The sequence below is a fragment of the Streptomyces drozdowiczii genome (assembly GCF_026167665.1).
Classification (GTDB): Bacteria; Actinomycetota; Actinomycetes; order Streptomycetales; family Streptomycetaceae; genus Streptomyces; species Streptomyces drozdowiczii_A.
In genome coordinates this window covers 5,736,715-5,758,638 of sequence record NZ_CP098740.1, presented here as the reverse complement: position 1 = coordinate 5,758,638, position 21,924 = coordinate 5,736,715, and the positions used below count along the sequence as shown (strand labels likewise).

General features: G+C 73.1%; 22 protein-coding genes. 11 read left to right on the top strand and 11 right to left on the bottom strand.

Features of this window, described 5'->3' with window-relative positions:
* The first annotated feature begins 29 nt into the window (after positions 1 to 29).
* The 4 genes from NEH16_RS26240 to NEH16_RS26225 all read left to right on the top strand — a co-directional run bounded on the left by NEH16_RS26240 (position 30) and on the right by NEH16_RS26225 (position 4,248).
* A complete protein-coding gene (locus NEH16_RS26240; RefSeq protein ID WP_265545291.1) occupies positions 30 to 464 on the top strand; it encodes a VOC family protein in 435 nt (144 codons plus the stop codon).
* Positions 464 to 1,414, top strand: coding sequence for a GlxA family transcriptional regulator (locus NEH16_RS26235; RefSeq protein ID WP_073967855.1), 951 nt, complete (start codon positions 464 to 466; stop codon positions 1,412 to 1,414). The genes NEH16_RS26240 and NEH16_RS26235 overlap by 1 nt, the downstream gene beginning before the upstream one ends.
* 156 nt (positions 1,415 to 1,570) lie before the next feature.
* Positions 1,571 to 2,569, top strand: coding sequence for a type I glyceraldehyde-3-phosphate dehydrogenase (gap, locus tag NEH16_RS26230; protein ID WP_265545289.1), 999 nt, complete (start codon positions 1,571 to 1,573; stop codon positions 2,567 to 2,569).
* A gap of 185 nt (positions 2,570 to 2,754) precedes the next feature.
* Positions 2,755 to 4,248, top strand: a complete 1,494-nt coding sequence (locus NEH16_RS26225; RefSeq protein WP_265545287.1) for an FG-GAP and VCBS repeat-containing protein — start codon at positions 2,755 to 2,757, stop codon at positions 4,246 to 4,248.
* Between the two features lie 60 nt (positions 4,249 to 4,308).
* Here the strand turns inward: NEH16_RS26225 and NEH16_RS26220 are convergent, their stop codons facing one another.
* Entirely contained in the window at positions 4,309 to 4,713 is a 405-nt protein-coding gene (locus NEH16_RS26220) for a DUF5997 family protein (RefSeq protein WP_073967858.1), read from the bottom strand.
* Positions 4,714 to 4,771: 58 nt separating this feature from the next.
* Between NEH16_RS26220 and NEH16_RS26215 the strand changes: the two genes are divergently transcribed.
* From NEH16_RS26215 to NEH16_RS26200, 4 genes are all read left to right on the top strand, one after another.
* Positions 4,772 to 5,599, top strand: a complete 828-nt coding sequence (locus NEH16_RS26215) for a LysR family transcriptional regulator substrate-binding protein (protein WP_430523771.1) — start codon at positions 4,772 to 4,774, stop codon at positions 5,597 to 5,599.
* Positions 5,596 to 6,108 (top strand): DinB family protein, encoded by a 513-nt coding sequence (locus NEH16_RS26210; protein ID WP_265545286.1) that lies wholly within the window; start codon positions 5,596 to 5,598, stop codon positions 6,106 to 6,108. The genes NEH16_RS26215 and NEH16_RS26210 overlap by 4 nt, the downstream gene beginning before the upstream one ends.
* A gap of 45 nt (positions 6,109 to 6,153) precedes the next feature.
* Positions 6,154 to 6,651 carry a peptidylprolyl isomerase gene (locus NEH16_RS26205; protein WP_265545285.1) on the top strand — a complete coding sequence of 166 codons (498 nt, stop codon included), beginning with the start codon at positions 6,154 to 6,156 and terminating at the stop codon, positions 6,649 to 6,651.
* Positions 6,652 to 6,780: 129 nt separating this feature from the next.
* Entirely contained in the window at positions 6,781 to 7,536 is a 756-nt protein-coding gene (locus NEH16_RS26200) for a Clp protease N-terminal domain-containing protein (RefSeq protein ID WP_073967862.1), read from the top strand.
* 39 nt (positions 7,537 to 7,575) lie between these two features.
* On the opposite strand, the gene NEH16_RS26195 is transcribed toward NEH16_RS26200, so the two are convergent.
* Together NEH16_RS26195 and NEH16_RS26190 are read right to left on the bottom strand one after the other, a co-directional pair.
* Complete coding sequence (locus NEH16_RS26195) at positions 7,576 to 8,139, bottom strand: histidine phosphatase family protein (RefSeq protein WP_265545283.1); 564 nt, start codon at positions 8,137 to 8,139, stop codon at positions 7,576 to 7,578.
* A gap of 54 nt (positions 8,140 to 8,193) precedes the next feature.
* Positions 8,194 to 9,663, bottom strand: coding sequence for a PLP-dependent aminotransferase family protein (locus NEH16_RS26190; RefSeq protein ID WP_265545281.1), 1,470 nt, complete (start codon positions 9,661 to 9,663; stop codon positions 8,194 to 8,196).
* Here NEH16_RS26190 and NEH16_RS26185 point away from each other — a divergent pair.
* The gene (locus NEH16_RS26185; protein WP_265545280.1) at positions 9,662 to 10,618 is read left to right on the top strand and encodes a DMT family transporter; all 957 of its coding nucleotides are present in this window, start codon (positions 9,662 to 9,664) and stop codon (positions 10,616 to 10,618) included. The genes NEH16_RS26190 and NEH16_RS26185 overlap by 2 nt on opposite strands.
* 49 nt (positions 10,619 to 10,667) lie before the next feature.
* The gene (locus NEH16_RS26180; RefSeq protein WP_265545279.1) at positions 10,668 to 10,883 is read left to right on the top strand and encodes a DUF1918 domain-containing protein; all 216 of its coding nucleotides are present in this window, start codon (positions 10,668 to 10,670) and stop codon (positions 10,881 to 10,883) included.
* A 3-nt stretch (positions 10,884 to 10,886) separates the two neighbouring features.
* Here the strand turns inward: NEH16_RS26180 and NEH16_RS26175 are convergent, their stop codons facing one another.
* Entirely contained in the window at positions 10,887 to 12,137 is a 1,251-nt protein-coding gene (locus NEH16_RS26175; RefSeq protein WP_265545278.1) for a glycoside hydrolase family 10 protein, read from the bottom strand.
* A 235-nt stretch (positions 12,138 to 12,372) separates the two neighbouring features.
* Between NEH16_RS26175 and NEH16_RS26170 the strand changes: the two genes are divergently transcribed.
* The gene (locus tag NEH16_RS26170) at positions 12,373 to 13,233 is read left to right on the top strand and encodes a 3-hydroxybutyryl-CoA dehydrogenase (RefSeq protein ID WP_073967866.1); all 861 of its coding nucleotides are present in this window, start codon (positions 12,373 to 12,375) and stop codon (positions 13,231 to 13,233) included.
* A gap of 56 nt (positions 13,234 to 13,289) precedes the next feature.
* Here the strand turns inward: NEH16_RS26170 and NEH16_RS26165 are convergent, their stop codons facing one another.
* The 7 genes from NEH16_RS26165 to rplT form a co-directional block, all read right to left on the bottom strand.
* Complete coding sequence (locus tag NEH16_RS26165; RefSeq protein WP_265545277.1) at positions 13,290 to 13,820, bottom strand: NUDIX domain-containing protein; 531 nt, start codon at positions 13,818 to 13,820, stop codon at positions 13,290 to 13,292.
* Positions 13,821 to 13,870: 50 nt separating this feature from the next.
* Positions 13,871 to 15,223: a transcriptional regulator gene (locus tag NEH16_RS26160; protein ID WP_265545275.1), complete on the bottom strand. Its 1,353-nt coding sequence runs from the start codon at positions 15,221 to 15,223 to the stop codon at positions 13,871 to 13,873.
* A gap of 309 nt (positions 15,224 to 15,532) precedes the next feature.
* The gene (pheT, locus tag NEH16_RS26155; RefSeq protein WP_265545273.1) at positions 15,533 to 18,043 is read right to left on the bottom strand and encodes a phenylalanine--tRNA ligase subunit beta; all 2,511 of its coding nucleotides are present in this window, start codon (positions 18,041 to 18,043) and stop codon (positions 15,533 to 15,535) included.
* A complete protein-coding gene (pheS, locus tag NEH16_RS26150; RefSeq protein ID WP_073967872.1) occupies positions 18,043 to 19,170 on the bottom strand; it encodes a phenylalanine--tRNA ligase subunit alpha in 1,128 nt (375 codons plus the stop codon). The genes pheT and pheS overlap by 1 nt, the downstream gene beginning before the upstream one ends.
* 155 nt (positions 19,171 to 19,325) lie before the next feature.
* Positions 19,326 to 20,432: a sensor histidine kinase gene (locus NEH16_RS26145; RefSeq protein WP_374215601.1), complete on the bottom strand. Its 1,107-nt coding sequence runs from the start codon at positions 20,430 to 20,432 to the stop codon at positions 19,326 to 19,328.
* Positions 20,433 to 20,550: 118 nt separating this feature from the next.
* Complete coding sequence (locus NEH16_RS26140; protein ID WP_073967875.1) at positions 20,551 to 21,393, bottom strand: TrmH family RNA methyltransferase; 843 nt, start codon at positions 21,391 to 21,393, stop codon at positions 20,551 to 20,553.
* Positions 21,394 to 21,505: 112 nt separating this feature from the next.
* On the bottom strand, positions 21,506 to 21,889 hold the full coding sequence (rplT, locus tag NEH16_RS26135) for a 50S ribosomal protein L20 (RefSeq protein ID WP_018103794.1): 384 nt from the start codon (positions 21,887 to 21,889) through the stop codon (positions 21,506 to 21,508).
* Positions 21,890 to 21,924: the final 35 nt, after the last annotated feature.

The window sequence follows — 21,924 nt, the reverse complement described above, 5'->3', positions numbered from 1 at the left end:
CGCGGGGACCCGCGGTCTAGGGTGGCCCCATGGCAACGATCAAGAAGTTCCAGGTGACCTTCGACTGTGCGGACCCCGAGCGTGTGGGGCGTTTCTGGTGTGAGGTGCTGGGGTACGTCGCGCCGGAGCCGCCGGAGGGGTTCGACTCCTGGGACGCGTACAACGCCTCGCTGCCGGTGGCGGAGCGGAATACCTGGTTCGCGGCCTCCGACCCCACCGGGGCCGGTCCGCGCATGTACTTCCAGAAGGTTCCGGAGGGCAAGGCCGCCAAGAACCGGGTGCACCTCGATGTCCGGGTGGGCGTCGGGCTCAAGGGCGAGGAGCGGCTTGCCGTGCTGGAGGCCGAGTGCGCGCGGCTCCTCCCGCTCGGCGCGGTGCGCGGGAAGCTGCTGACGGCCGACGAGGAGAACGAGTCCTGCCTCAACATGCAGGACGTCGAGGGCAACGAGTTCTGCCTCGACTGATGGAGCGGCTGCACCGCGTCGCCGTCCTCGTCCTCGACGGGGCCAAGCCGCTCGATGTGGGCATCCCGGCCCAGGTGTTCACGACCCGGGCGAGCATGCCGTACGAGGTACGGGTCTGCGGGGCGGCCCCCGGGCTCGTAACCGGCGGCGACGGTCTCGCGTACCACGTCACGCACGGGCTCGCCGCGCTGGCCTGGGCGGACATCGTCTTCGTACCCGGGTACCGGCAGCCGGACCGGGAGGATCCGCCCCGGGCCGTGATCGAGGCGCTGGTCGCCGCCCACGCGCGCGGGGCGCGGCTCGCCGCCATCTCGACCGGGGCGTTCGCGCTCGCCGCGACCGGCCTGCTCGACGGCCGCCGGGCCACCACGCACTGGCACTACACGCGCGCGCTCGCCGCGAAGTACCCGTTGGTCCGGGTGGACGAGAACGTGCTGTTCGTCGACGAGGGCAGCGTCCTCACCTCGGCCGGCGCCGCGTCCGGGATCGACCTCTGCCTGCACGTCCTCCGCGGCGACCTCGGCATCGCCGCGTCCAACCACGCGGCCCGGCGGCTCGTCGCGGCCCCGTACCGCAGCGGCGGGCAGGCGCAGTACGTGCCGCGCAGCGTGCCCGAGCCGCTGGGCGAGCGGTTCGCGGCCACCCGGGAATGGGCGCTGCACCGGCTCGGCGAGCCGCTGACCCTGGACACGCTGGCCCGGCACGCGGCGGTCTCGCCCCGCACGTTCTCGCGGCGGTTCGCGGAGGACACCGGGTACACCCCGATGCAGTGGGTGATGCGGGCCCGCGTCGACATGGCCCGCGAGCTCCTCGAACGCTCGGAGCGGGCCGTCGAGCAGATCGCCGCCGACGTGGGGCTCGGGACCGGCGCGAACCTGCGACTGCACTTCCAGCGCATCCTGGGCACCACCCCGAGCGAATACCGGCGCACCTTCGCCCGGGGCGAATAGAAGGTACGGCCGCCCGGGGGCACATCGAGGGCGAAGGGGGGCATACCCGCGCCGCTCCCGGCTGGCGGGATCCTTGCGGACCGTGGCGATCACGCCGCTGTCCGGGGCGCGCGGCGAGCGCGATCGTGGAGGGCGAAGAGAGAAGGGACATCTCACATGACTCGCATCGCCATCAACGGATTCGGCCGCATCGGGCGCAACGTGCTGCGCGCGCTGCTCGAACGCGACAGCGACCTCGACCTGGTCGCCGTCAACGACCTCTCCGAGCCCGCCACCCTCGCCCGGCTGCTGGCGTTCGACACCACCGCGGGCCGGCTGGGCCGCCCGGTCACCGTGGACGGGGACACCCTCGTCGTGGACGGCCGGCGCATCAAGGTGCTCGCCGAGCGGGAGCCCGCGCGGCTGCCCTGGGCGGAGCTGGGCGTCGACATCGCCGTGGAGGCCACCGGCCGCTTCACCTCGGCGAAGGCCGCCCGCGCCCACCTGGACGCCGGAGCGAAGCGGGTGCTGGTCGCCGCTCCCTCGGACGGGGCGGACGTGACGCTCGCGTACGGCGTCAACAGCGACGCGTACGACCCCGAGCTGCACACGATCGTGTCGAACGCCTCCTGCACCACCAACGCGCTCGCCCCGCTGGCCAAGGTCCTGGACGACCTCGCCGGGATCGAGCACGGCTTCATGACGACCGTGCACGCCTACACCCAGGAGCAGAACCTCCAGGACGGCCCGCACCGCGACGCCCGCCGCGCCCGTGCCGCCGGCGTGAACATCGTGCCGACCACGACCGGTGCCGCGAAGGCCATCGGGCTCGTGCTGCCCCGGCTGGACGGCAAGCTGTCGGGCGACTCCATCCGGGTGCCGGTCCCGGTGGGGTCGATCGTGGAGCTGAACACCACCGTGGCACGGGACGTGACGCGGGATCAGGTGCTCGACGCCTACCGGACCGCGGCCGAGGGCCCGCTCGCGGGCGTACTCGAATACTCCGAGGACCCGCTCGTGTCGGCCGACATCACCGGCAACCCGGCGTCCTCCATCTTCGACTCGGAGCTCACCCGGGTCGACGGACGCCACATCAAGGTGTCCGCGTGGTACGACAACGAGTGGGGCTTCTCCAACCGGGTGATCGACACGCTCACCCTGCTGGCCGGCCGCTAGGAACGGCCGGGCGGCCGCTGGAAACGGGCGGGGGGCGGTCACCGACCGCCCCCCGACTCCCTTGGCACCGGGCCGAGTTCACCTTCCGTTCGCCGTGCAACCTTCTCCGCGTCGTACGTGTCTCCTATGCGAGCCCTCACACCTCGTACGCCATTGGCTCCACGTACGCGACCAAGGAGAATTTTGTGGGCATTCGCACCATGCTGACCGTGGCCGTATGTGCCGCCACGGCGCTGACCGGCGGCGTGGCCGTCGCGGCGCCGGGGGGCGCGCAGGCGGGCACGGCCGGGGGAACGGCGACCACCACCGTCCGCGAGGACTTCAACGGGGACGGGTACCAGGATGTCGCCGTCGGGTCCCCCCAGGCGACGGTGGACGGGCAGCTCTACGCCGGTTACATCACCATCGCGTACGGCTCCGCCCAGGGCCTCGGCCCCGCGCGCACGACGACCATCGACCAGAACACCCCGGGCGTGCCGGGCGAAGCCGGCGAGGGCAACGGCCTCGGCTTCCAGATGGTCCCGGCCGACCTGGACCACGACGGGCTGACCGACCTCGCGCTGTACTCCAACGAATGGCTGCCCGAGCTGAGCAACTACGGCTCCGTGATCGTCCTGTGGGGCCGCACCGGCGGCATGACGGGCAAGGACTCGGTCCGCATTCCCGGCCCCGAGAGCGGCGAGATGGGGAACAACCTGATCGCCGGCGACTTCAACGGCGACGGCAAAGCGGACCTGATGATGGCGCACGGCTCGCAGGACGAGTACCTCGACCAGCGGAGCGTGCTCTACGGGCCGTTCAACCGGTCCGGGAAGCCCGCGCGCGAACAGTTCGTGCCCATGTTCGATTCGGACAGCCGCATGGACACCCCCGCCAAGGGCGACTTCAACGGTGACGGCATCGACGACCTCATCACCTTCTACGGGTGGGAGGGGAACGTCGAGGACACCCGGCTGTGGCTCGGCACCCCTCAGGGCCTGTCCACCACCTACACCCGGCTGCCCAGCGGCAGGGTCCCCGCCGTCGGTGACTTCGACCACGACGGCAAGGACGACCTGGCCCTCCGGCTGGTCCCGAACGGCAACGAGGAGGACTACCCCACCGACCCGGGCACCATCCGGATCCTCTACGGCTCCGCGAGCGGTCCGGGCACCACCCGGTCCCGGATCATCACGCAGGACACGGCGGGCGTCCCCGGGGTCAGCGAGAAGGGCGACCAGTTCGGTGCCCGGATGAGCGCGGGCGACGTCAACGGCGACGGCTACGACGACCTGGCGGTGGGCGTGCCGTTCGAGGCCCTGGAGTCCAAGGCGGGCGCGGGCGCGGTGGTCCTGCTGAAGGGCGGGCCCGGCGGGCTGAGCGGCACCGGCGCCAAGTCGTTCCACCAGGACACGGCGGGCGTGCCCGGGGTGGCGGAGAAGAGCGACCACTTCGGCGGTTCGGTGCGGCTGCTGGACGTGAACAAGGACGGGAAGGCCGACCTGACGGCCGGCGCCCCCGGCGAGGACCTGGAGGCGGTCGCGGACGGCGGTGCGGTGTGGTCGCTGCGCGGCGCCTCGACGGGGCTGACGACGACCGGCGCCCTCGCGTTCAACCCGGTCGACCTGGGGCTCCTGGCGAAGAAGTCCGGCTTCGGCCAGAACCTGGCCGGCGACAACGGACCCAGCCTCAACGGCTGACGTACGAGGGGGCCCCTTCCGCCGTCGCGGAAGGGGCCCCCTCGTCTGCGCTCTCCGGCGTCAGGCGCGCTCGTCGCGTGCCTTCGCCTCGCGCTCGGCGTTCCGCTCCTTGATGCGGACGTTCTCCTTGCGGACGTCCGCCTGGGTGGCGCGCTCCTTCCGCAGCCACTCGGGGTTCTCCTGCTTGAGGGCGTCGATCTGCTCGGTGGTCAGCGCCTCGGTGACCCCGCCGCGGGCCAGGCCCGAGATCGAGACGCCCAGCTTGGACGCGACGACCGGGCGGGGGTGCGGGCCGTTGTTCCGCAGGTCGCGCAGCCACTGGGGCGGATCGGCCTGGAGGGCCGCCAGCTCGGCGCGCGAGACGACGCCCTCCTGGAATTCGGCGGGGGTGGCGTCGAGGTACACACCCAGCTTCTTCGCCGCGGTCGCGGGCTTCATCGTCTGGGCGGTCTGGTGGGACTTCATGGGGTCAAGGGTATCCAGCGCGTGCGGCGCCCTCGACCACGGCCGGTAACCTGGCGGGGTGACAGGCCCCGGAGCAACCCCCTCGTTCCGGCTGGCGTACGTCCCCGGAGTGACCCCCGCCAAATGGGTGCGGATCTGGAACGAGCGCCTGCCGGACATCCCCCTGGAACTCGTCCAGGTCCCCGCCCACGGCGCCCAGGAGCTGCTGCGCGCCCAGGGCGCCGACGCCGCGTTCCTCCGGCTGCCGGTGGAGGGCACGGATCTCAGCGCGATCCCGCTGTACACGGAGACCACGGTCGTCGTGGTCCCGAAGGACCACCTGATAGCGGCGGTGGACGAGCTGTCGGTCGCGGAGCTGGCCGACGAGATCGTGCTCCACCCGATGGACGACGCCCTGCCCTGGGAGCAGCTGCCCGGCCGCCCGGCGCTGGAGCGGCCGGCGAGCACGGCGGACGCGATCGAGCTGGTCGCGGCGGGCATCGGCGTCCTCGTGGTCCCCCAGTCGCTGGCCCGGCTGCACCACCGCAAGGACCTGACGTACCGGACGCTGACGGACGCGCCGGAGTCGCGCGTCGCGCTGTCCTGGCCGCAGGAGAGGACCACCGACCAGGTGGAGGACTTCATCGGCATCGTCCGCGGCCGTACGGTGAACAGCTCGCGCGGCCGGGCGGGCGCGGCGCCCGCCGCCCAGCCGAAGGCCAAGGACAAGGCCAAGCCGAAGCGCCCGTCCGGTACGGGGGCGGGCAAGGGCTCCGGGGGCGGCGCGGGGGCTCCGGCTCCAAGGCCGGCAAGGGCGCCCGCGGCGCCGCAGCCAAGCGCGGGAAGCCCCGCCGGAGGCCGTAGCGGCCCCGTTGTCAGTGCCGCCTGGCAGCATCGGGGGGCATGACGCACACCGAACGCCCGATGCCGCCCCTCGACGCCGACGAGCGCACCGGCCTGGAGAGCTGGCTCGACTTCTACCGGGCCACCGTGGCCCAAAAGTGCGAGGACCTCACCGACGAGCAGGCGCGCAGCGCCTCCGTACCGCCGTCGTCGCTGACGCCGATGGGGCTCGTCCAGCACCTCGCGGAGGTCGAGCGGACCTGGTTCCGGCGGATCCTGAACCGTGAGGACGTGCCGCCGCTGCACGGCCCGCCGGCCGGTCCGGGGGTGCACAGCGGGGGGTTCGACCTCCCCGCGGATGCCACCTTCGCCGGTGCGCTCGCGGCCTGGCAGGAGGAGATCGCCGTGTCCCGCACGGTCTGCGCCGGGCGCTCCCTGGAGGACTCGGCGCCCTTCATGGGCGGCGAGGTGAGGCTCCGCTGGATCTACCACCACATGATCGGCGAGTACGCCCGCCACAGCGGTCACGTCGATCTGCTCCGCGAGCGGATCGACGGGAGCACCGGTGTCTGACGGCCCGGGCGTCAGGGCCATTCGGGTGGATGTCAGGATAGTCGTATGACGAGCCAGGTTTACTTCGACATCACCATCAACGACGCTCCCGCCGGGCGGATCGTCTTCAATCTGTTCGACGAGATAGTTCCCAAGACCGCCGAGAACTTCCGCCAGCTGGCGACCGGCCAGAACGGCTTCGGTTACAAGGGCTCCTCCTTCCACCGCGTCATCCCGCAGTTCATGCTCCAGGGCGGCGACTTCACGCGCGGCGACGGCACGGGCGGCAAGAGCATCTACGGCAACAAGTTCCCCGACGAGAACTTCGAGCTGGCGCACACCAAGCCGGGCCTGCTCTCGATGGCCAACGCCGGTCCGAACTCGAACGGTTCGCAGTTCTTCATCACCACGATCGTGACGTCCTGGCTGGACGGCAAGCACGTCGTCTTCGGCGAGGTCGCCGACGAGGACAGCATGATCCTGGTCAAGCAGATCGAGGGCCTCGGCTCGCAGAGCGGCCGCACCCAGGCGAAGATCACCATCGCGGACTCCGGCATCCTCTGATCCCGGATCCCCGGCAGACCTGACGCGCCGCCCGACGCTTCCCGTCGGACGGCGCGTTTCCGCATTCGGAGACGCGTGCACTGTCAACCGATAGTTGACACTCCAGGACTGTCAACTTACGGTTGACACATGACGAATCCCGTAGTCCCGTCGCAGCCCGTCCGTCTCGACGACCTGATCGACGCCATCAAGAAGGTCCACTCCGACGCCCTCGAACAGCTCCAGGACGCCGTCATCGCCGCCGACCACCTCGGCGACGTCGCCGACCACCTGATCGGCCACTTCGTCGACCAGGCGCGCCGCTCCGGCGCCTCCTGGACCGACATCGGCAAGAGCATGGGCGTGACCCGCCAGGCCGCCCAGAAGCGCTTCGTCGCCAAGGCCCCCGGCGAGGGCACCGACCTCGACCCGAGCCAGGGCTTCGGCCGCTTCACCGCGCGCGCCAAGAACGTGGTGATGGCCGCCCAGAACGAGGCACGGGCCGCCGGCAACCCCGAGATCGGCACCGAGCACCTCGTCCTCGGCCTGCTCAGCGAGCCCGAAGGACTCGCGGCCGCGTTCATCAAGGCCCAGGGCGTGGTCCTGGACGCCGTCCGCCAGGCGGCCACCGAGGCGCTCCCCCCGGCCACCGAGGGCGAGATCCCCGAGCTGATCCCGTACAACGGGGACGCGCGCAAGGCGCTGGAGCTGACCTTCCGCGAGGCCCTGCGCATGGGGCACAACTACATCGGCACCGAGCACATCCTGCTCGCCCTGCTGGAGCACGAGGACGGCTCCGGCGTACTCAGCGGTCTCGGCATCGACAAGGCCGCCGCCGAGCGAGCCATCGCCGAGGCGCTGTCGCTCCTCACGGCCGGCAGGGAGACGCCCGCCCAGGAGGGGTGACCTCGGTACGGCGGAACGGCACAGGCGGCCGTGATGCCGCTACTCCAGGCGCAGGCTCCAGCGGCGGGAGCGCCCGGTGAGGGTGACGGTGGCGAGCGGGCCGACGTCGACGTTCCAGTACGTGGCCGGCGGGGCCTTCAGCGCGTAGACGAGGGCCGCGCGGACCACGGCCGGCTCGGCGACGGCGACGATCGCGCCGTCACAGGCGGGGCGGGTGTCCAGCCAGCCGCCTATCCGCGAGATGAACGCGAGCAGCGGTTCCCCGCCGTGCGGCGCGGAGCGCGGGTCCGCCAGCCAGGCGTCCACGGCCGCCGGTTCGAGGGCGGTGACCTCCGCGAGCGTACGGCCCCGCCAGCGCCCCATGTCGCAGTCGCGCAGGGCCGGTTGCACCAACGGGCGGAAGCCCAGGGCCTCACCGGTGGCGCGGCTGCGCGGGGTCGGTGAGCAGTAGCGCAGCTCGGCGGAGGCCAGGGGCGCCAGGGCCGGGGCGGCGAACTGGACCGCGTACCAACCGGCCTCGTCGAGCGGCCGGTCGTCATCGAAGCGCTCGCCGAGCAGGGCGGAGCCGCGCGCCGCGGCGAGGAGCGTGACCCGAACACTCATGGCCGCGATCGTGAGGGGCAACGCGACGCGGGTCAAGACGACTTTCGGGCACACCTACGCCGGAGTAGGGGTCAGGGCTGCGGGCGTGCCCTCCCAGGCCGTACGCAGTCGGCGCACGCCCTCCGTGATCTCGGGCGGCCCGGCGACCGAGGCGAAGCTCAGGCGGATGTGCGGGGCCGGGGGTTCGGCCGAGAAGTACGGGCGCCCCGGGGCGACGGCCACCCCCGCGCGCAGGGCCGACTGGACCATCGCGGCCTCGTCCGTGCCCGCCTCGGAGCCGGGCAGGGTCAGCCAGAGGTAGCCGCCGCCGGACGGCACCCGGGCCAGCCCGAGGCCCGGCAGGGCCGTCCGCAGCGCCGCCGTCATCGCCGTACGACGGGCGCCCAGCTCGGCGGACACGGCGCGCAGGTGGCGGGACCAGGCGGGCGAGCCGACCAGTTCGAGCGCGGCCTCCTGGAGCGGCCGGGGTACGAAGAAGCTGTCCACGATCTGGATGGAGCGCAGCCGCTCCAGGGCCGGGCCCCGGGCTGCCAGCGCGCCCACCCGCAGGCTGGGCGAGGCGGCCTTGGTGAGCGAGCGGGTGTGGACGACGACGCCGTCGGGGTCGTCGGCGGCGAGCGGCACCGGCAGCGGGCCCGCGTCGTCGTGCGCGAGGAGGCGGGCGAAGTCGTCCTCGACGACGAAGGCCCCCGCCTCCCGGGCGATCCGGACGACCTCGGGGCGCCGGGCCTCGGAGAGCACCGTGCCCGTCGGGTTCTGGAAGAGCGGCTGGCAGACGAAGACGCGGGCCCCGGTCGCCCCGAAGGCGGCGGCGAGCAGGTCGGGCCGGACCCCCTCGGAGTCCACCGGGACCGGCATCGGCCGCAGACCGGCCGCGCGGGCGGCGGCCAGCATGCCGGGGTAGGTGGGCGACTCGACCAGCACGGGCGCGCCGGGCGGGGCGAGGGCGCGCAGCGCGGTGGCCAGGGCGCTCTGCCCGCCCGCGGTGATCAGCACGTCGGCGGCGCCGAGCGAGGGCCCGATGTCCCGGGCGAACCAGGCGCGCAGCTCGGTGAGCCCGTCGACCGGTGGGCGGCTCCAGGCGCCCGGGCGGCGGCCGGCCCGGGCCAGGGCGGCGGCCAGGGCCCGTTCGGGCTGGAGCGAGGCGTGCAGATAGCCGCCGTTGAGTTCGATGACCCCGGTGGGCGGGGGGACGAGGCTGACCAGGAGGCCGGACGCGTCGACGGTGCGGGGCACCGCCTCCGGGGAGCCGTCGCCGCTGAGCGAGACCTCCTGCCAGGAGGTGTCACCGGCCGGGGGCGCCGGACGGGCGGACGGCTGCGCGCGGTAGGCGCCGGCCCCGGGGCGGGTCACCACGAGCCCTTCGGCGGCGAGCTGGGCGACGGCCCGCGAGACGGTCACGGGGCCGGCCCGGAAGCGCTCGACCAGGGCCCGGCTCGACGGCAGCTTCTCACCCGGGGAGTAGCGGTCCAGCTCGGATCGCAGGGCTGTGACCAGTTCCGCCACGCTGCTACGCTCATGCATGAGAGCAGAGAGTAGCGCTACTGCGCCGAACACGATAGCGGTCGCCCCCGCCGAGGACCGCCCGCGCCCGTCCGCTCCGGCTTCCGCCCCGGTCCGCCGGGGCACGCTGCTCGCGCTGCTGGGCGTGGTGACGTTCTCGCTGACCTTCCCCTCCACCGCCTGGGGCCTGGAGAGCTTCGGCCCCTGGTCCCTGGTCGCGCTGCGCAGCCTGCTCGCGGCGGTGCTGTCCGGCGGCTTCCTCCTCGCGGCCCGGATCCGGCTGCCGGCCCGGGAGCACTGGGCCGGGCTCGCCGTCGTGGCCGGCGGGGTGGTGGTCGGCTTCCCGCTGCTGACGACGCTGGCGCTGCGGACGTCCACGACCTCGCACGCCGCGGTGGTCGTCGGGCTGCTTCCGCTGACCACGGCGGTCTTCTCCTCGCTGCGGACCGGTGTGCGCCCGCCCCGCGCCTTCTGGGCGGCGGCGGTGGCCGGGGCGGCCGTGGTGATCGCCTTCACCGTGGCGCAGAGCGGCGGGGCGCTGTCGGCCGGGGACCTGTACCTGTTCGGGGCGCTGCTGGTGTGCGCGGCCGGGTACACGGAGGGCGGCAGGCTGGCGAAGGTGATGCCGGGCTGGCAGGTGACCGGCTGGGCGCTGATCCTCACGCTGCCGCTGAATATCGCGGGCGCCGCCGTCGCGCTGGCGTACGAGCCGGTGCGGCTCGGCGTGCACGGGGTCGTCGGTCTGGTCTGGGTGGCGGCCGGCTCCACGTTCCTGGGCCTGTACGTCTGGTACCGGGGCATGGCCGAGATCGGGGTCGCCCGGGCCAGCCAGCTCCAGCTCGCCCAGCCGCTGCTGACGCTGTTCTGGTCGTTCTTCCTGCTGGGCGAGGAGGTCGCGGCGGCGGCCCCGGTGGCGGCCGTAGCGGTCCTGGTCTGCATCGCGCTCACCCAGCGCGCGTCGCGCACCCGGTCCTAGACTGGTCAGCAGCACGGCACGCACGCCACCCGCGAGGAGGTCACTCCCGATGGAGGCACACAAGGGCGACCGGCTGCTGACGCACGGCAGGACCGTGGGGCAGCACGACCGGGTCGCGGAGATCGTGGAAGTGCTCGGAGACCGGGGCACTCCCCCGTACCGCGTCCGCTTCGACGACGGACACGAACATCTGCTCGCGCCGGGCCCCGACACCGTCGTCCAGCACACGGGCTGCACGGCGGGCCGGGACGCGGACATCACGTAACCCTCAGCGCGGCGGCCTCGCGCGCGAGCGGTAGTGGTCGGCGACCACGCGGTCCATCGCGCCGATCCGGTCCGCCGCCACGCTCTTCGCCGAGAAGTACGCGTGGCCGCGGACCTGGTCGTGCCCGGCCGCGAAGTCGACGTGGCGGGACAGCTCCGCCGGGTCCTGCCAGGCGGCGGGCTGGGCCGGGTCGCCGCACTTGTACAGTGCCTCGCCGATGAACAGGTCGACGCCCGTCCCGCGTACCGTGTCGGACCACCACGGCACCAGCTCCGCGTAGTCGGCGGCGGCGTTGCCGATGTGCCAGTAGAGCTGCGGGACCACGTAGTCCAGCCAGCCCTTCCTGATCCAGCCGCGCGTGTCCGCGTACAGATCGTCGTACGTCTGCACCCCCGCCCTCGTCCGCGAGCCCGCCGGGTCCGTGTCCGCGTTGCGCCAGACGCCGAAGGGGCTGACGCCGAAGCGGACGCCGGGCTTCAGCGCCTTGACGCGCTCGGACATCTCGCGCACGAGCCGGTCCGTGTTGTCACGGCGCCAGGCCGCCCGGTCCGGGAAGCCGGCGCCGTACTTCTCGTAGGCGTCGCCGTCCGCGAAGCTCTGGCCGGCCACCGGGTACGGGTAGAAGTAGTCGTCCCAGTGCACGGCGTCGACGTCGTAGCGGCGGACCGCGTCGAGCATCGCGTCCTGGACGAAGGCGCGGACCTCGGGCAGGCCGGGGTTGTAGTAGAGCTTTCCGCCGTACGGGAGCACCCAGCCGGGATTGCGGCGCGCGGGGTGGTCGGCGGTCAGGCGGGACGGGTCGGTGTGGTTGGCGACCCGGTACGGGTTGAACCAGGCGTGCAGCTCCAGGCCCCGGTCGTGCGCCTCCCGGACGGCGGTGCCCAGCGGGTCCCAGCCGGGGTCCTTGCCCTGTGTGCCGGTCAGGCACTCGGCCCACGGCTCGTACGCGGAGGGCCACAGCGCGTCGGCGGTCGGGCGGACCTGGAGGATCACCGCGTTCAGCTTCCGCTCCACGGCCCGGTCGAGGAGGGCGGTCAGCTCGTCCCGCTGCGCGGCGGCCGGCAGGCCCGGCTTCGACGGCCAGTCCGTGTTGGCGACGGTCGCCACCCACACGCCGCGCAGCTCGCGCCGCACCACATCGCGTCCGGCGGCCGGGCCGGGCAGGGCCGGCGCCCGCCCGGGCCGGGCGACCGCGTCACCGGCCACCGCCGCCGCTCCCACCACCCCGGCGACCGCCCCGGCCGCACCGGTCACGAACCCTCTCCGGGCCATCCCTCGCATCGCGTCGCACCCGCTCTCTCTCCGTACACGTCGAAGCCCCGCCGTATCCGCGCAATCCGGGCACCGGGGGTGTCCAGAGCCGAGCATGCACGCCCCGGGCTGCTATCCCTGGTAAGGCGCGGAGTAACGTCGGGGAGTCGTGGTGGAGCCCGGAACCAGACGGAAGCCGCCGAACGGGAACAGCGAAAGGCACGAGGTGACGGACTCTATGGCCGACATTGCACGCGTCGGAGTGGTGGGCTGCGGCCAGATGGGCGCGGGCATCGCGGAGGTGTGCGCGCGCAGCGGCCTCGACGTCAAGGTGGCCGAGACGACCGGCGAGGCGCTGGAGATCGGCCGGACCCGGCTCCACAACTCCCTGTCGAAGGCCGCCGAGCGCGGCAAGATCACGGCGGAGGAGCGCGACGAGACCCTGGCCCGGCTCAGCTTCACCACGGACCTCGGCGAGTTCGCCGACCGCGACCTCGTCATCGAGGCCGTCGTGGAGAACGAGCAGGTCAAGACCGAGATCTTCCAGGTGCTCGACCAGGTGGTGACCCGCCCGGACGCGATCCTGGCCTCCAACACCTCCTCGATCCCGCTGGTGAAGCTGGCCGTCGCGACCTCCCGCCCGGACCAGGTCATCGGCATCCACTTCTTCAACCCGGCGCCGGTGCAGCGGCTCGTGGAGCTGATCCCCGCGCTGACCACATCGGACGAGACCATCAAGCGCTCGGAGGCCGTGGTCCAGGACATACTGGGCAAGCACCCGATCCGCGCCCAGGACCGCTCCGGCTTCGTCGTCAACGCGCTGCTGATCCCGTACCTCCTCTCGGCGATCCGGATGTTCGAGTCGGGCATCGCCAGCCGTGAGGACATCGACAACGGCATGGAGATGGGCTGCGCCCACCCGATGGGCCCGCTCAAGCTCGCGGACCTCATCGGCCTGGACACGGTCGCCTCGGTCGCCGACTCCATGTACGCCGAGTACAAGGAGCCCCTGTACGCCGCTCCCCCGCTCCTCCAGCGCATGGTCGACGCGGGCCGCCTGGGCCGGAAGTCCGGGTCGGGGTTCTACCCGTACGCGTGACGGCTCGGGCCCGTACGCGCGGGGGCCGGGGAGCCCTCGCGCGTACGGGACACGGCTCAGCCCAGTCGTAAGTGGTGCAGCATCATCAGGGCGGCCGCCATGCCCGCCGCCGGGATCTCGCCGCCGGCTATCAGGTCGGGGACCAGCTTCAGGGGGACCCACTCGCGGCGTGAGGATTCGAAGGCGTCCTGCGGGTCGCCCGTCCGGTCCGCCTCCTCGCCCCAGTAGAAGTGGTGCCGGGCGTCGGTGAGGCCGTTGGACGGTTCCACGGTCAGGAGCGGGTGGAGCGGGCCGGGGCGCCAGCCGGTCTCCTCCTCCATCTCGCGGGCGGCCGCCGCCGGCAGGGACTCGCCGTCCTCCACCACGCCCGCCGCCAGCTCCCAGCCCCAGCTGTCGGTGATGAAGCGGTGCCGCCACAGCAGCAGCACCTCGTTCGCCGCGTTGACGACCGTGGCCGCCGCCACCGGGCGCAGCCGGATCACGAAGTGGTCGAGCCGGCCGCCGTCGGGGAGTTCGACATCGGCCAGGTTGACCCGGAACCACGGATTCTCGTACACGGGTTGTTCGTTCAGGTTCGTCCACTGCACGGTTCTGCCACCTTTCGATCGCTGGTGGCGGTATCGCAGCAGACTTCGGCTCACAGCGGTACGCGCAGTGCCCCCTCCACGCGTTCGGCGGCCCGTTCCGCGTCGGCGCTCCCGCTGGCGGCCAGGTCCGCCCGGACCGCCCGCAGCCGGTCGCGCAGCCGCTGCGACTCCATGCCCCGGGCCCGGTCCGCCATCTCGACCGCCGTGGCCGCGGCCCGGTCCGCCTCGCCCCGGCGCAGGTCGACCGTGGTGAGCATGGCCAGGCGGTGGACCCGGCCCCGGTCGTGGGCGGGGGTCCGGACCGCGGCCACCGCGTGCTCCCGGGCCGCCGGCAGGTCCCCGAGGCTGAGCAGCGCCTCCGCCACCTGCACGTCGACCAGGCCCGGCTGCACATAACCCGTCTCGTCGGGCTCCCGGCCCGGCCGGATGCGGGCGGCCTCGGACTCGGCGCGGCCGATGCACGCCAGCGCGCTGGACCGGTCGCCGAGCCTCGCGTACGCCTTGGCCTGCATCGCGTGCAGGTCGGCGGCGAGCGCGGGCGTGATCTCGCGCCCGGCCGCGCGCAGGGCCGCCTCCGCGAAGGCGACGGACTGGCGGAACTCGGCGAGGAACAGCGACTGGTTGACCAGCAGGGCGATCACATAGCCGCCGAGCGCACGGTCCCCGCTCGCCTTGGCCAGCCGCAGCGCCTGGTGGAAGTAGCGCTGGGCGAGACCGTGCGCGTCGGAGTCGTAGGCGCAGATGCCCGCGACGGCCACCAGCGCGCCCGTCGCGCGGTGCAGCTGACGGCCCGTCGCATCGCTGTAGCCGCCGCGCAGCAGCGGGGCGGCCCCGGCGTTGAGGAAGCCGACGACGCGCGCCCGCGTCGCGATGCCGCCCGCCCTGCGGTACATCAGTTCGTAGTGGTCACGGGCGGCCCGCAGGGTTGCCAGGTCGGCCGCGCCGACCCCGGTCGGCCCGGTCCGTGACACATCGGCGTCCTCCGGCGGGTTCTCCCACTCCCAGACGGGCATCACGGCACCCGTCCCGGTGACGGACGGGGCGGCGACCACATGCGGGCGCTGCTGGGCGTCGCAGCGCCACACCGCGGTGGCCCGTTCCACGAAGCCGGTGAGCGAGGAGCCCTGGGCCGGCGGGTGGCCCGCGTCGGGGCCCGCCATGCCGATGTCGTCCAGCGAAACGGCCCGGCGCAGGCGGTTTCCCAGCACCTCGCAGATCAGGTCGGGCACCTGGCCGCGCGGGCGCTGGCCCTTCAGCCAGCGGGCGACGGCGGTGTGTTCGTAACGCAGTCCGAGACCGCGTGCGCGGCCGGCCCGGTTCACATGGGCGGCCAGTCCCGCCCGGGAGACGCCGGCCTCCTCGATCAGGGCCTCCAGCGCGGTGTTGGGCTCCCTTGGCCCCATGTCCCCCTCCGGTGGTTCGGCACGCCAGGACGTGTCGCCCCAGTGGAGCACGATTCACACGGGGTGTGAACGGAATGCCCGAACCGTCCCGCCGCGCACGCTGCCGCACCGGCCCCGGGCTCGCTTGAATGAATGCCCTCGCAGGGCGCGGACGGGCCGTCTGCTCCCCCTCGTACAGCAGGGCGGCCCGCATTCGCGCAGTCCACCCCGCCGGCCTGCCCGACACTCCACGGCGGGGACGGACGGCGAGCACACAGGAGGGGCGTATCCGGTGGCCGGATACGCCCCTCCTTCGCACAGCTGTACGGGCTACGCTCCGCGCAGCACCGCGCCCGTACGCTCGGCGGCCAGGGCCACCGCCGCGTCGCGGGCGGCGCTCGCCTCGTCGACCGTCAGGGTGCGGTCGGCAGCGCGGAAGCGCAGCGCGTACGCCAGGGACTTGCTGCCCTCGCCGATCTGCTCGCCCGTGAAGACGTCGAACAGCCGCAGCGACTCCAGGAGTTCGCCCGCGCCCTCGCGGAGCGCGCGCTCCACGTCGGCGGCGGGCACGTCCTGGCCGACGACCAGCGCGACGTCCTGGGTCGCCACCGGGAAGGTGGAGATCCGCGGCGCCCGCAGGACGCCGTCGACGGCCTGCTCCAGGATGTCGAGGTCGACCTCCATGGCGCAGGTGCGCTCGGGCAGGTGGAGCTCCTTGATGACGCGCGGGTGCAGCTCGCCCGCGTGTCCGAACAGGGTCTCCTCGCCGGCCACCGTGACGTACAGCGCGGCGCAGCGGCCCGGGTGCCAGGGCTCGTGCCGGTCGGCGCGGACGATGACCTCGACCCCGGCCTCGCGGGCGACGGTACGCGCGGCCTCGACGGAGTCCGCCCAGTCGGCCGGGCGGCCCTTGCCCCACCAGCCGGCCTGCTCGCGGGCGCCCGCGAGGACGACGGCGGCGCGGCGCGGCTGACGCGGGAGCGCGGCGTTGAGCGAGGCGATGTCCTGCTCCGAGGGGCGCCGGTCGACGGGCAGCCGGACGGGCTTGGTCTCGTCGCCGGTGGGCCGGAAGACGAGGCCGGTCTCGAAGAGCGCGAGGTCGTGGCTGCCGCGGCCGTCGTTGCGCCGCAGTGCGCCGAGGAGGCCCGGCAGCAGCGTGGTGCGCAGCGAGGGCTCCTCGTCGGAGAGCGGGTTGACGAGCTTCACGGTGCGGCGGCGGTCGTCGTCCGCCTCCAGGCCGAGCTGGTCGAGGACCGCCTCGCCGATGAACGGGTAGTTCAGCGCCTCGACGTAGCCCGCGCCCGCGAGGGCCCGGCCGACGCGGCGGTGCAGCCGCTGGCGGTCGGTGAGGCCGCGGCCGGAGGGCGGCGTCGGGAGCGTGGAGGGCAGGTTCTCGTAGCCCTCCAGGCGGATGACCTCTTCGGCCAGGTCGTTCGGCTCGGTGAGGTCGGGGCGCCAGGACGGCGTGGTGACCAGGAGCTCGTCCTGCCCGTAGACGTCGCAGCCGACCTCCTGGAGGCGGCGGACGACGGTCTCGCGGCCGTAGGCGACACCGGCGACCTTGTCGGGGTGGTCGGCCGGCATCGTGATGGTGCGGGGCGCGGACGGGGCGGTGACCTCGGTGACGCCCGCCTCGGCGGTGCCGCCGGCCAGGAGGACCAGCAGGTCGACGGTGCGCTGCGCGGCAGCGGCGGCGGCCTGCGGGTCGACGCCGCGCTCGAAGCGCTTGGACGCCTCGGAGGGCAGCTTGTGGCGGCGCGCGGTGCGGGCGATCGAGATCGCGTCGAAGTGCGCGGCCTCGATGACGACCTCGGCGGTGTGCGCGCCCTCGGCGGCGTCGGCGATCTCCGTGTCGGCGCCGCCCATGACGCCCGCGAGGCCGATGGGGCCGCGGTTGTCGGTGATGACGAGGTCGCCGGAGTCGAGGACGCGGACCGCGCCGTCGAGCGTGGTGAGCTTCTCGCCCTGCTCGGCACGGCGGACGCCGATCGGTCCGTCGATGCGGGTCCGGTCGTAGGCGTGCAGCGGCTGGCCGAGTTCGAGCATCACGTAGTTGGTGATGTCCACGGCGAGCGAGATCGGGCGCATGCCCGCCTTCTGGAGCCGGCGCTGCATCCAGATCGGGGTGCGGGCCTCGGGCTGGAGTCCGGTGACGGTGCGCGCGGTGAAGCGGGAGCAGCCGATCGGGTCGGAGACCTTGACCGGGTAGCCGTACGCGTTGGGCGCGGGCACGTCCAGGAGCGCCGGGTCGCGCAGCGGCAGGCCGTAGGCGATGGCGGTCTCGCGGGCGACGCCGCGCATGGACAGGCAGTAGCCGCGGTCGGGCGTGACGGCGATGTCCAGGACCTCGTCGCGGAGCTCCAGGAGCTCGATGGCGTCGGTGCCCACCTCGTACTCGGGCGGGAGCACGATGATGCCGTGGGTGCCGTCGTCGCCCATGCCCAGCTCGTCGGCGGAGCAGATCATGCCGTGCGAGGTCTTGCCGTACGTCTTGCGGGCGGCGATCGCGAAGTCGCCGGGGAGCACGGCGCCGGGCAGGACCACGACGACCTTGTCGCCGACGGCGAAGTTACGGGCGCCGCAGACGATCTCCTGCGGCTCGCCCGTGCCGTTGGCGGTGCCGACGTCGACCGTGCAGAAGCGGATCGGCTTCTTGAAGCCCTCCAGCTCCTCGATGGTCAGCACCTGTCCGACGACCAGCGGGCCGGTGAGGCCGGCGCCGGTCTGCTCGACCGTCTCGACCTCCAGGCCGACGGCGACCAGCTTGGCCTGCACGTCACGGCCGGTCTCGGTGGCCGGCAGGTCGACGTATTCCCGCAGCCAGGAAAGCGGGACGCGCATCAGATCTCCATCCCGAAGGGCCGGGTGAACCGGACGTCACCTTCGACCATGTCTCGCATGTCTTCGACGTTGTGGCGGAACATCAGCATCCGTTCGATGCCGAACCCGAAGGCGAATCCGCTGTACTTCTGGGGGTCGACGCCACAGGCGGTGAGCACCTTGGGGTTGACCATGCCGCAGCCGCCGAGCTCGATCCAGCCCTCGCTGCCGCAGGTGCGGCAGGGGCGGTCCGGGTTGCCGACGGACGCGCCGCGGCAGACGTAGCAGACCATGTCCATCTCGGCGGACGGCTCGGTGAACGGGAAGAAGTTCGGCCGCAGCCGGGTCTTCATGTCCGGGCCGAAGAGCGCCTGGACCATGTGGTCGAGGGTGCCCTTCAGGTCGGCCATGGTCAGGCCCTCGTCCACGGCGAGCAGCTCGATCTGGTGGAAGACCGGGGTGTGCGTGGCGTCGAGCTCGTCGGTGCGGTAGACGCGGCCGGGGCAGACGACGTAGACCGGGGGCTCGCGGTCGAGCAGGGTGCGGGCCTGGACCGGGGAGGTGTGCGTACGCAGCACGACGCCGGACTCGTCGTTCTTCGCGCCGTCGGGGCCCTGGACGAAGAAGGTGTCCTGCATCTGCCGGGCCGGGTGGTCGGGCACGAAGTTGAGGGCGTCGAAGTTGAACCACTCGGCCTCGGCCTCGGGGCCCTCGGCGATCTCGTAGCCCATGGCCACGAAGACGTCGGCGACGCGCTCCATGAAGGTCGTCAGGGGGTGGCGGGCGCCGGCCGGGGTGCGGTCGTAGGGCAGGGTGACGTCCACCGCCTCCTCGACCAGGACGCGGGCGTCACGCTCGGCCTCCAGCTCCGCCTGGCGGGCCGCGAGGGCGCGGCCCACGGCGGCGCGGGCCTGGCCGACGCGCTTGCCGGCCTCGGCCTTGGCCTGCGGGGGCAGTGCGCCGATCTCGCGGTTGGCGAGCGACAGGGGCGAGGTGCCACCGGTGTGCGCCGTCTTCGCGTGGGCGAGCGCTTCGAGGTCGCCCGCGGCGGCGAAGGCGGCGAGCGCCTCGTCCCGGATGCGCTCGATCTCTTCCGGTTTCAGTGCCTCGACCTCGACTGGGTCGTACGACTTGTTCGGTGCCGACATCTCTTCCCGTACTTCCGATTGGCTGAGTGCTGCGCTTACCGGGGGATACTCCCGGACCCCCGTGACCTCGCTCGAAGACCGGAGGACGCAAAGGTGCCAAGGGTCGAGTCTAAGGGTCGCGGGGCGGGTGGGGCGCCCGTGGGCCGCTCGGGGCCTCAGCTGAGATAGGCCGGCGTGCTCACGGGCAGCATAAATCGGAACTCCGCGCCGCCTCCGGGGCCGCGGCCGACCGTGATGGTGCCGCCGTGGGCCTCGACGATGCCCTTGACGATGTAGAGGCCCAGGCCCGTGCCGCCGCGCTTGCTGCCCCGCCAGAAGCGGGTGAAGACGCGGCTCATCGACTCCTCGGGGATGCCGGGACCTTCGTCGCTCACGGTGACGGCCGCTCCCCTCTCGTCGCTCTTCGCCGGTGCGGGTGCCACGTCGATGGTGACAGTTCCCTCGCCGTGCCGCACCGCGTTTTCGAGCAGGTTGCCCAGCACCTGGTCGACCTTGTCCGGGTCGGCCCACACCGCGGGCAGCGGCTGCCGGGTGCGGACGAGGAAGCGGCCGGGGTCCTGGCCGGCCGCGGTGTGCGCCTGGACATGGCGCTCGACGGCGGCGGACAGGTCGACGGGCTGGCGGCGCAGCTCCAGGCGCCCGGAGTCGATCCGGGAGATGTCCAGGAGTTCGGTGATGAGGCGGGTGACCCGGTTGGCGTCGGCGTACACCGTCTCCAGCATCAGGCGCTTCTGGTCGTCGGTGAACCGCTCCCACTTGGCCAGGAGCGTCGCCGTGAAGCCCTTGACCGAGGTCAGCGGCGAGCGCAGTTCGTGGGCGACGGTCGCGATGAGTTCGGCGTTGCTGCGCTCGGTGCGGCGGCGGGCCTCGGTGCCGCGCAGGCTGACGACCAGGCGGCGGACCGGTCCGGTCGGGCTCTCGCGCACATAGCGGGCGGAGACCAGGACCTCGCGCCCGCCGGGCAGCAGCAGGTTGCGCTCGGGCTGGCCGGTCCGGGTGGCGAGGCCGCCGTAGGGGTCGGTCAGCTCCCACCAGCGGCGGCCCTTGAGGTCCTCCAGCGGCAGCACCTGCGCCACCGGGCGGCCGAGTGCGGCGGCCTCCGGCACGGCGGTGATGCGGACGGCGGCGGCGTTGAAGCAGATGATCCGGCCGGTCCCGTCCGCGACGACGAGCCCGTCGGGCAGGTCGTCCGGGTCCAGCCCGAGGCCGCCCGCCGCGGTGTCCGCTTGCGCAGCGCGCGGCCCACTCATGCCGACAGCCATTCTTACCCCACTCTCGAACCGGTGCAGTGGGCCCCCGAGTCCGTCACCCTACTAGTCGTCGGTGACGCAGCGACACCCTGTGGCGGCTCTCCGTCGAAGTGAGGGCGTACGGAGGGGCTCAGGCGGGGGTGCGGCGGGGGCGTTGGGCGCGTGCGGAGGCGTAGAGGCAGACGGCGGCGGCGGTGGCGAGGTTCAGGCTCTCCGCCTTGCCGTGGATCGGCACCCGGACCACGGCGTCGGCCAGGGCGCGGGTCTCCTCCGGCAGGCCCCACGCCTCGTTGCCGAAGACCCAGGCGGTGGGCCCGCCCATCGTCCCGGCGTCCAGCTCGTCGTCCAGGTCGTCCGCGCCCGCGCCGTCGGCGGCCAGGATGCGGACGCCCGCCTCGCGCAGCCCGCGTACCGCCTGTTCGACGGGGACGCCCACGGCGACCGGCAGGTGGAAGAGCGAACCGACCGAGGCGCGCACCGACTTGGGGTTGTACAGGTCGACGGAGGCGTCGGTCAGGACGACCGCGTCGGCGCCCGCCGCGTCGGCGCAGCGCAGCACCGTGCCGGCGTTGCCGGGGTCGCGGACATGGGCCAGGACGGCGACCAGCTTGGGCCGGGCGGCGAGGATCGCGTCGAAGGGCGAGTCGAGGAAGCGGCAGACCCCGATGAGGCCCTGCGGGGTGACGGTCTGGGAGACGTCGGCCAGGACGTCGGCGCCGGCGAGGTGGACCCGGGCACCGGCCGCGTGGGCGGCGTCGATGATCGCGGTGTAGCGCTCGGCGGCCTCGACGGTGGCGAAGAGTTCGACCAGGGTCGGTTCGCCGTCGTCGCCCCGGTGCTCGGCGGCCTCGCGCACGGCCTGCGGCCCCTCGGCGATGAACCTGCGCTCCTTGCCGCGGAAGTTGCGCCGGGCCAGCCGCCGGGCGGCGGCGACTCGGGGCGATCGCGGGGAGATCAGTTCGGGGGTGCCCATGTCGGCGGCGAGCCTCTCTGCGTTACGAAAAGGTCCTGGTGGTACAACGCACCGGACCCGCAGACGGCGGGCGCCTGCGGGTCCGGCGGGGAAGCCGAGAAGTGCGCCTGGGTCAGGCGGCCTTCGGGGCGTTGACGTCGCTCGGGAGGGCCTTCTGGGCGACCTCGACGAGGGCGGCGAACGCGTTGGCGTCGTTGACCGCGAGCTCGGCCAGGATCTTGCGGTCCACCTCGATGTTGGCGGCCTTCAGACCCTGGATGAGGCGGTTGTACGTCATGCCGTTCTGGCGGGCAGCCGCGTTGATGCGCTGGATCCAGAGCTGACGGAAGTCGCCCTTGCGCTTCTTGCGGTCGTTGTAGTTGTAGACCAGGGAGTGGGTGACCTGCTCCTTGGCCTTGCGGTACAGGCGCGAACGCTGACCGCGGTAACCGCTGGCCTGCTCGAGGATCGCCCGGCGCTTCTTGTGGGCGTTGACTGCCCGCTTGACGCGTGCCACTTGTTAACTCCTTGTAGCGGGGCCGTGGTCGTACT